This is a genomic window from Acerihabitans sp. TG2, assembly GCF_035013185.1.
Taxonomy (GTDB): Bacteria; Pseudomonadota; Gammaproteobacteria; order Enterobacterales; family Enterobacteriaceae; genus Acerihabitans.
The window spans coordinates 244,489-252,574 of sequence record NZ_JAYGJO010000006.1 but is presented as its reverse complement, the minus strand read 5'-3'; the positions used below and the strand labels follow the sequence as shown (position 1 = coordinate 252,574).

The window sequence follows — 8,086 nt, the reverse complement described above, 5'->3', positions numbered from 1 at the left end:
CTTGCCGACCGGACCACCGGTGCTGATGCCGATGCTTTGATGCTCTACCTGGTAGTCAGCCTGATTATTCATATCGCTGAAACCCAAGGTGCCGGTATCAAAACGGTTATGGTCGGCAGCGGCGGTGCTGGCCAGCACCGCGCCATCCAGTTGGCTATGCTCACCGACATACACATCAAAACCGCCTTTGCCCGCATAAAGCCCGGTCTGGTCTATGACCGAGTCAAAATTGCTGTGCATTTTGTCACGGCTCAGGTTAACGCTGGCCGAGCCGGTCATGGAGCCAAAGGTAAAACTGGCACCGGCGCTGGCGTTTTCCTGTAAGGCATCGTAGCGGTCACTGTCCTGTTGGCTGACCATCAGCAAATCGCGGCCCACTCGCGCCTTGATAGTCTCGCCGCTGACCTGGGCGCCGGACAGGCGAGCGTCGCGTCGGCTGTTAAGACTGACCTGTTTGCCGGCGTCAAGCAGGGTGTTGGTGTGCACCAGAGAATCGCCTGACTCATGGCCCCGGCCTTTGTTGATGCTGGCGAACACGCTGATGCCCCAGCCGCCGGAGCCCACGCCGATACCGATACCCACTGTGCCGCCCTGGCTGCTGTTTTCACCTTTAAGGGTTTCGGTGTTCAAAGCGGACAGCAGATGGATGTCACGTTCGGCGGCCAGGGCAATTTCATTGGCCGCCTGCAGTTGACTGCCGTGAATCACAATGTCCCCCGCGCCGATCTGACCGGTGGCGTTAAGCGTGATATTGTGTCCCGCGCCCAGACTACTGCCCTGGGCCACGTGCTGCTCTTGCCGCCGCTCGGAGCGGGCGGATTGGCTGCCATAAGACAGGCTGATACCAATGGCGTTATTATTTTGCGCCGCGTCGCCCTGCGCCGCCGACAGGAGTCCCGCCTGCACCGCTTGCACCCCGGCCAACGCGGCCTTGGTTTTATGCAATGCCGCCACGCGGTCATTGTCGGCGGCTTTGGCCTGCTGAGCGCTTTCCACCGCACTGTTGATGGCGGCGCCCACCGTGCCGGATAGCGCCAGGGTAAACCCGCTTTGCTGCTGGTTAATGGTCTGGCGATGGCTAAAGGTATTTTCTACCGCGCGCACGGTAATATCCCCACCGGTGAGTGCCAGATCGCCACCGGCAATGGCGTCGCTGCCGGCAATCTGCAGCCGTTCGCCGGCGGTTAGCCTGGCGTTGCCTTGCGCACTGCCCACCATGCTGGACAGGTGTTGTCGCACCTGAGTGACGTCGGTGATCTCCAGGCTATTGCTGCCGCAGGAGACGCCTACTCCGCCGCTGCCCATGACACCGGCGTTTTGCTCTAAACGGTAATGGCGTTCGTCATGCTCCTCGCGCGCGGTGCTCAGGGTCAGATGTCGGCCCGCCGTCAGGTTAACATCCCCAGTACCGGCCAGGTTGCTGCCGTCAATCTGGAGATCACGCCCAGCCCGCAAGGTCACCGCCTCACCGCTGAGGGTGGAGCCAAGTGCCCGGCGATCACGCGCCCAGTCCAAGGTCTCGATAGACATGGATGACAGGGCGTTACTGCTGGATTGTTTTTGATATTCCGTCAGTTCATACGTTGAGGTCCCCGCTTCTAGGGAGATATCCCGCCCGGCCTGTAACGCCAGTTGCCCGTCGGCATTGATGCCGGCAGCGGTAAACTGTGCGTCGCGCCCTGCACGCAGGTTGACATCCCCAGCGGCATCGAGGGTGGTGCCATGGTCGCTTTGCTGGTCCAGATAGCGGTAAATATCATGGCCCCAGTGATCCCGCTCCTGGTGGACTCGGGTGAGGGTGGTAAAACTCAGGTCACGTCCGGCATCAAACGTGGTACGACCGAATATGCCGCCGTGACTTACGCTGGCTGCGGTTAGCGTGATATCGTTACCCGCCCTGAGCGACAGTTCACCCTCGCCATCGAGCACCTTAAGCCCGGCGTGGCGGTCGATCCAGCGATTAACGCCATCAGTGCCGAGCGTGGAGGCGGCGGTGATATCACCCCCCGCCGTTAACGAAAGCCCGTGCTGAGTGCGCATCTGGCCGCCGCGATTGCTGATATCGTGCCGCGCCCGGATATCCAGTTTGCTGGCCTCGATAAAGCCACTGTTAAAGACATTATCCAACGTCAGATCCGCCCGATCGACAGCGATGATATGACCACTGTTATCGACATCACCGGTGGCATGTAATGCGATATTGCGACCGGATAATAGGGCGCCGTCGCCGGTAAGATCTCCCTGACCAACCCGGGCATAGACCTGGGGAACCAGTACCTCCTGGACACGGCCATCCGGCAGGGTGAGCGACTGATTGACTAACCAGACCATATCGGTGGTCAACAGCGCCATCTGCCCAGGACTTAACGCCACGCCCGGTGCCACCGGGTGCTGTTGAGCAAACGCAATGCCCGCATCCATTAGCGCCTTGAGCTGGTCATGATCATTGTTATGCCCGCCAAGAAAACGCTGTCCGGTCAGTTGCAGAATTTGATCACGAACCAGCCGCTGCTCGTAGAATCCGTCGCCCAGGCGTTTATGCGCCGCATTGGGTTCGAAACGCAGCCAGTGCTGCATATAGTCAGTGCCGAGCCACTGTTTATACTGGGTAAAACGTGGGTCGGTTTCCACCACGTAGGTTGACCGACTGTCGCTATGCAGGATATACAGACTATTTTGCGGCAGGTTAATTTCCAGCCCCAGGGTACGCACCGCCGGGGTAATAGTACGCCCGAGCCGCTCCAACGGCGGCAACGAGAGTTCGAACAGTTGACCAGGGAGCAATTGGCAGGGGCGATCGGCGGCAAAGGTGACCGGCGGCAATGCATTCACCCCCTTGGCGTAATCAACAACGTCCGGGGCATCGGCCAGCTTCGGTCGGCCCAGTAGCCTGCCGCGCCGCGCCGTCGCCGGCTGACGGCCCACGGCCCATCCATCGTCATGAGCGCTTACGCCCTCGGGCAATACCCCGATGACGACGCCCCGATGCTCATCAATCACCACGGCGGTACTGTTCGGCTGGCTATGGCCTCGATAGGTGACCGTATCCAGATCGAGAGTTTCAACCATCGGGGCGGGACGATAAGGGCTGCTGTCTTTGCCCTGAGAGGTTATGGTGCCACCAATCTTCTTTCTTTTCTTTTTAGGGTACCAATGTGTCTTGCGTCCTATATCACGGGTCACCCGCTGGCCTTGCGTGGCGATATTGCGCACCTCGCCGCTATCACCGCCCAGAGTGCCACCGGCATCAATCATGCTGTCGTGGTTGGTCACCTTGTCGGCGTTAAGCGTCAGATCGCCGGCAGCGAGAATTTTGCCTGGATGGGTTTGTTTGACCTTGGTTTCGGTCAAGGTGCGGTCGTACCGGTACTCATTAAACCGATCCGACTGCTGTCCGCTGGGAAGAATGGCAGTATGCACGCCGTACTTGTTGCTTTTGTTGGTATTAACCTCGGCCCAGGGATAACGAACCGTATCGCCGTTCAATACCAGTTCATGGAATCGGGGTAACCTGGAGACGACCGTTTGGCTAATCAGTCCACCGTTCGTATTGCGCACGGTCTCGGCATTGAGGGTCAAATTGGCCTCGGAGGATATCTCCGCGCCATGGTTATGCACCAGCGTGGCCCGACCGATGGCCTGATGATTGGCGTCAAGCGCACCGCCGATAACCAGATCGCCCTGGCTGTAAATCAGCGCCTGGTCACGATTACGCAATTTGCCGATACCCAAATCCAGTCGCTGGCGGGCGGCAATCACCGGGGCTCGGCTTTCCTCGGCAATATTGTGCAAGATAGCCAGCGCGATGGTGATATGATCGCCATAAATACGTCCGGTACCGTGGTTATTGAGCGTTCGCGCGACAATATGCACTAAACCACCATTCAGGGTGCCGGTATTGTTCACGGTCTCTTGAAGGTGGATATGGGCCGAGCCGGCATCCAACTCGCCAGACGGGGAGTTGGTCAGATTGCGCGCCTTAACGGTCAGCGATTGACTGTCTTTGATCGGCCGATGATTAAACAGATCCTGCGCGGTGCTAATCTGCAACTGGCCCAGCGCGGTGATGTCACCATCATTGTGCAGATCGTCTTGTAAACCCAACGTCAGGTCACCTGAAGACCGCAATTGCCCGACGCCGGATAACCGGCGCAAGGTCAGTTCCCCCTGCTGGCCCATCGATATCCGCCCCTGCTGATTATGCACATTGCCAGCGCGCAGGGTCAGCGCCCTATTTGCGTCCAGTATACCGTCCCGGTTGTCAATCGACGCATCACCCACGTTGATGTCCAGATGCCCGGTACTTTGCCAATGACCACCCTGGTTATTCAGGCTACCACTGGTTAGCCTGACGCCGGCACCAAGGACCCTGCCGTTGAGGTTATCGAACGGTTGTCCTTGGGTATCAAGCGTGATGTCACCTGCGGATGCAATCAATCCCGCGGCGTTATTCACCGCTTGCCCGGTTAATGCCAACTGCGATGTCCCGGTTATCCGCCCCTGGTGATTATTCAGTGACGTATAGGTGCCAACCAGGCTCTGGTCGCAGAAAATAAGCCCGTTGGGGTTATCCACTCGGCGCGCGGACAGGAATAAATGAGATCCGGCGTTACCTATTTTACCCGATGAATTATCCAAAGAGTCGAGCGCCAAACGCAGCGCCCCAGGGCCGGCCTGATAAATTAGCCCATGGCTGTTATCGAGCAATGGCGTATCAAGGGTCAGGCGTTGAGCGATAAGCTGAGCATGCTGATGATCGATTTGACGCTCGCCATACAGCGTTATTGCATCGGCGCTGATATGGGTATCGTTTAGCGCCAGCCCCCCCGTACTCACTCCCGGGTTGACCCGTGCCGTCAACCTGATATCCCGTGCCTGCATTTCGCTGCCGGTCAGGTCCACTCGGGGTGAACTGACTTGCAGACGGGCGTTAGCCCGGTTTTTCCCGCTGAGCCGGGCGCTGTGGTGGGCGGTGACGGTGAGCGACCCTGGCCGGGTGGCGTTACCCACGTTATCCAGGCCGGCGCTCAATTGACTTTTGGCGCCGCTGAACACACGGTCCGCCGTCAGCGTAACGCTGCCACTGGCGCTGATCTCGTCGCTGTTTTCCAGTCGCCCTGCGGCATGGAGATGAATATTCGCGTGAGCATCCAGCTTGCCATGATTATCCACATCCTGTGCGCTGGTCAGACGCAGATCACCACGGCTTAGCATCTTACCGCTGGTAGTATTTTCCACGCGGCCATGCGCCGTTACGGTGATCCCGCCCGCCAACGCCCCCCATTCACCAGCATGACGCACGCCAACTCCGTGTTCGGTGCCAATCATCCGGATCTTGCGCGCGTACATGCCGCCTATCGCCGCCGTATCCAGGGCATATTCCACCCGTTCAGAGGCATCATCGTGCTTTACCCGGACAATATTGCCGTCGGCGTCGGTCACATTGCGTCCGGTCACCAGGTTCAGTTCCCCGGCATGGACCTTGGCATTAATCCGCACGGCGCGGGCAATGATGCTAGCCTGATCCGCCTGGGAAAAATCAGCGCCTTTTCCCTTGAACTCGATGTCACCACGATCGACATCAAAACCACTCAATCGGCCATCGTTGTCCATCAGCACCTGACCGGTGGTCAGTATCGGATGGTAGGCATTAATAAACCCACAACCATCACAGCTGATGCCCGCCGGGTTAGCGATCACGACCTGGGCGTGTTGCCCGGCCACTTCAATCCAACCGTTGAGCAAACTGGGGTTTTCTGAATTCACTTCGTTAAGGATCACCGTCGCCGCACCACCGGCCAGGTGGGGATTGGCCATCACATAACCGGCGAGCTGGCTTTGAATAGGCTCGTGGCTGTTGTTTAACACCACGCCACGGGGTTCCACATTAAATTCACTGTACACATTATGGGAAACACCGGCGGCGTTTGGCGTTTGAATATCAACCTGTGTCACGCCGTTGGCGGCGTTGATAATCACCGGCTGTTGCGCCCCCGGCGCATCGGGATGCGCCACGATGCGCCCCTGGGCGCTAAACGACACGCCACTGATGGCCAGCAACAGGCAAAACCCGAGCCGAGGCAGGCGCGACAGCAGCGGTTTTTCCCGCGGATACCCGCGGGCAACCTGACGCGAGGCGACGCGGCCACGGCCGGTGCCGGCGATATCCGCCACCACCATCGAGATGGCGCGGGCGGGATTAAAAATGATGCGATAGCGGAGTCCATTCATAAGCACGTTCCCTAATGACATGATTCAGTGGTTCAGCCCGGGGGATATCGACACCCTCACCTCGATTGCGGCATGCCGGCTAATATTCCCATGTCAGGTTAAAACCCAACCTCAGCGGATCGGTTTCAAATCCATTCGGTTTGGAAAATGGTCGGCCGGCGAACAGGTCGTACCCGATGCCGGTAGCGGCCAGCGCACCGCGCAGGCCGGTCACGCCACCCGCCAGGCGCGTCCCCTGCAGCTTACCCATATTGCGACCGCCAACTTCCCCATAATCGAAACCGACATACCACTCCTGCCCAGGTACCGGCGTGCGCCAGGCCAGCTCGTTACGCAGATACCAGCCATCATCGGCGATCAGCTGATGTTCACCATCAAAACCGCGCGTGGTACCCCAGGTGCCAAGGCTAAACCTGTCCGGCGCAGTAAGCGGCGTGCGGCTGATTTGTCGCTGATAATGCGTTCGATAACGCCAGCGTTGATCACCTAGGGAAAACGGCGCGTTGAGTTGGGCAGAATAGTGGATGATTTCACTTAACGCCGTACCCTGTCCTGTCCGTTCTTCCGGTGCCGGGCGTGCGCCAAACCAGGTTGTACCCTGTTGATAAGTAACGTTGGTATCGAGGGTGGCCGCGCCAAGATAAAAACGATGATCCACACCCAGCCGCCAGGAGCTGGTATTGCGCTTTTGTGATACTGAATGATTGCCATTAATATAATTACGCAACCGGCGCAGCCGGACTTCGTATTTCACGCTGGTCTTTTGTGTGGCATTCCGGTGCACTAACCGGCTGGCCCGCATCGCCAGGGTACCGCTTTGGCCTTCGTAGACAATGGGGCCGTTAAGTCCGGCAGCTTGTTGACGATAGTCGTAAGTATCGGCGGTGATACCGAACAACCAGTAGCCGTAAGGAATGGAATAATGACCGCTAAAACTGTGGAGATTTTTTTCACCGGCAAAATGCAAATCCCGTTCAGCGGTGAGATAAAACAGATCATTGAATGACAACGGCCCGTCAAAAGCCAACATCACCCCACCCCGGTAACGGCCGGTGGTGGTGTTGCCGCTATCATCCAGCCAGGTGCGCACACGCCAGGGGCGCCGCTGACTGCGTTTGATCAGAATATCGCTAAACCCGGGTTGTTCACCGGGCAGCAGCTCCACCGTCGCCGTCACCGTCGGCAAGCGCTGCATATTTTCCAGCCCTTGCTCAACGGCGCGCAGATCCAGCAGGTCGCCGGTGGACACGGGCAGGGCATTATGCAGCGTCGATCGATGCCCCGACGCCTGCTCCAGACGCACCTGATCCACCCGGCCGGGGATCACCACCAACTCGAGAGTGCCTTGGCGCAGGTCCTGCGGCGCAACCATGACCCGGGCGGTGATCCAACCATGACCCGTCAGACGGTTTTGCAGGGCAGACATCAGCACATTAATGCTATTGGTACCCATACAGCGCCCGTTGGTCTGGTCGGCCAGACGTTGCAAATGCACCCAGGATGGAAAAGCCTCCGCACCCGATAGCATCACGCGATTAATGGTAAAACAAGGCGATTCCAGAGGAAAAATAATATGCGATGATGAATGAACCGGGGGTAACAGCCTGATGTCGGGTACATCTGGTGTTAGCTGCCGTTCACGCTCTGTTTGCCGTTGCTGCTGATGCATCATCTGCGGGTTGGCAAAAACGCTACCGAAGGTGCTTAGCCATAACCAGAGTAATGTTCTGGACAATAAGTAGAATAGCCGTCTTGGCATGTAACGCTCCTCAATTACGGCACGGGGTAAATAAAGAGAAGTATTTATCATTATGTGAATTTTATTAGTTGGTCATAAATAAGCGCCGATTAATGC

Annotated in this window: 2 protein-coding genes; both read right to left on the bottom strand. The window is 58.0% G+C overall.

The window, feature by feature from the left end:
• Window positions 1-6,231: hemagglutinin repeat-containing protein (locus tag SJI19_RS08195; RefSeq protein WP_323477761.1), on the bottom strand; the 6,231-nt coding region annotated here is incomplete at its 3' end.
• Between the two features lie 79 nt (window positions 6,232-6,310).
• Window positions 6,311-7,990 (bottom strand): ShlB/FhaC/HecB family hemolysin secretion/activation protein, encoded by a 1,680-nt coding sequence (locus SJI19_RS08190; protein WP_323477760.1) that lies wholly within the window; start codon window positions 7,988-7,990, stop codon window positions 6,311-6,313.
• Between the last annotated feature and the right edge of the window lie 96 nt (window positions 7,991-8,086).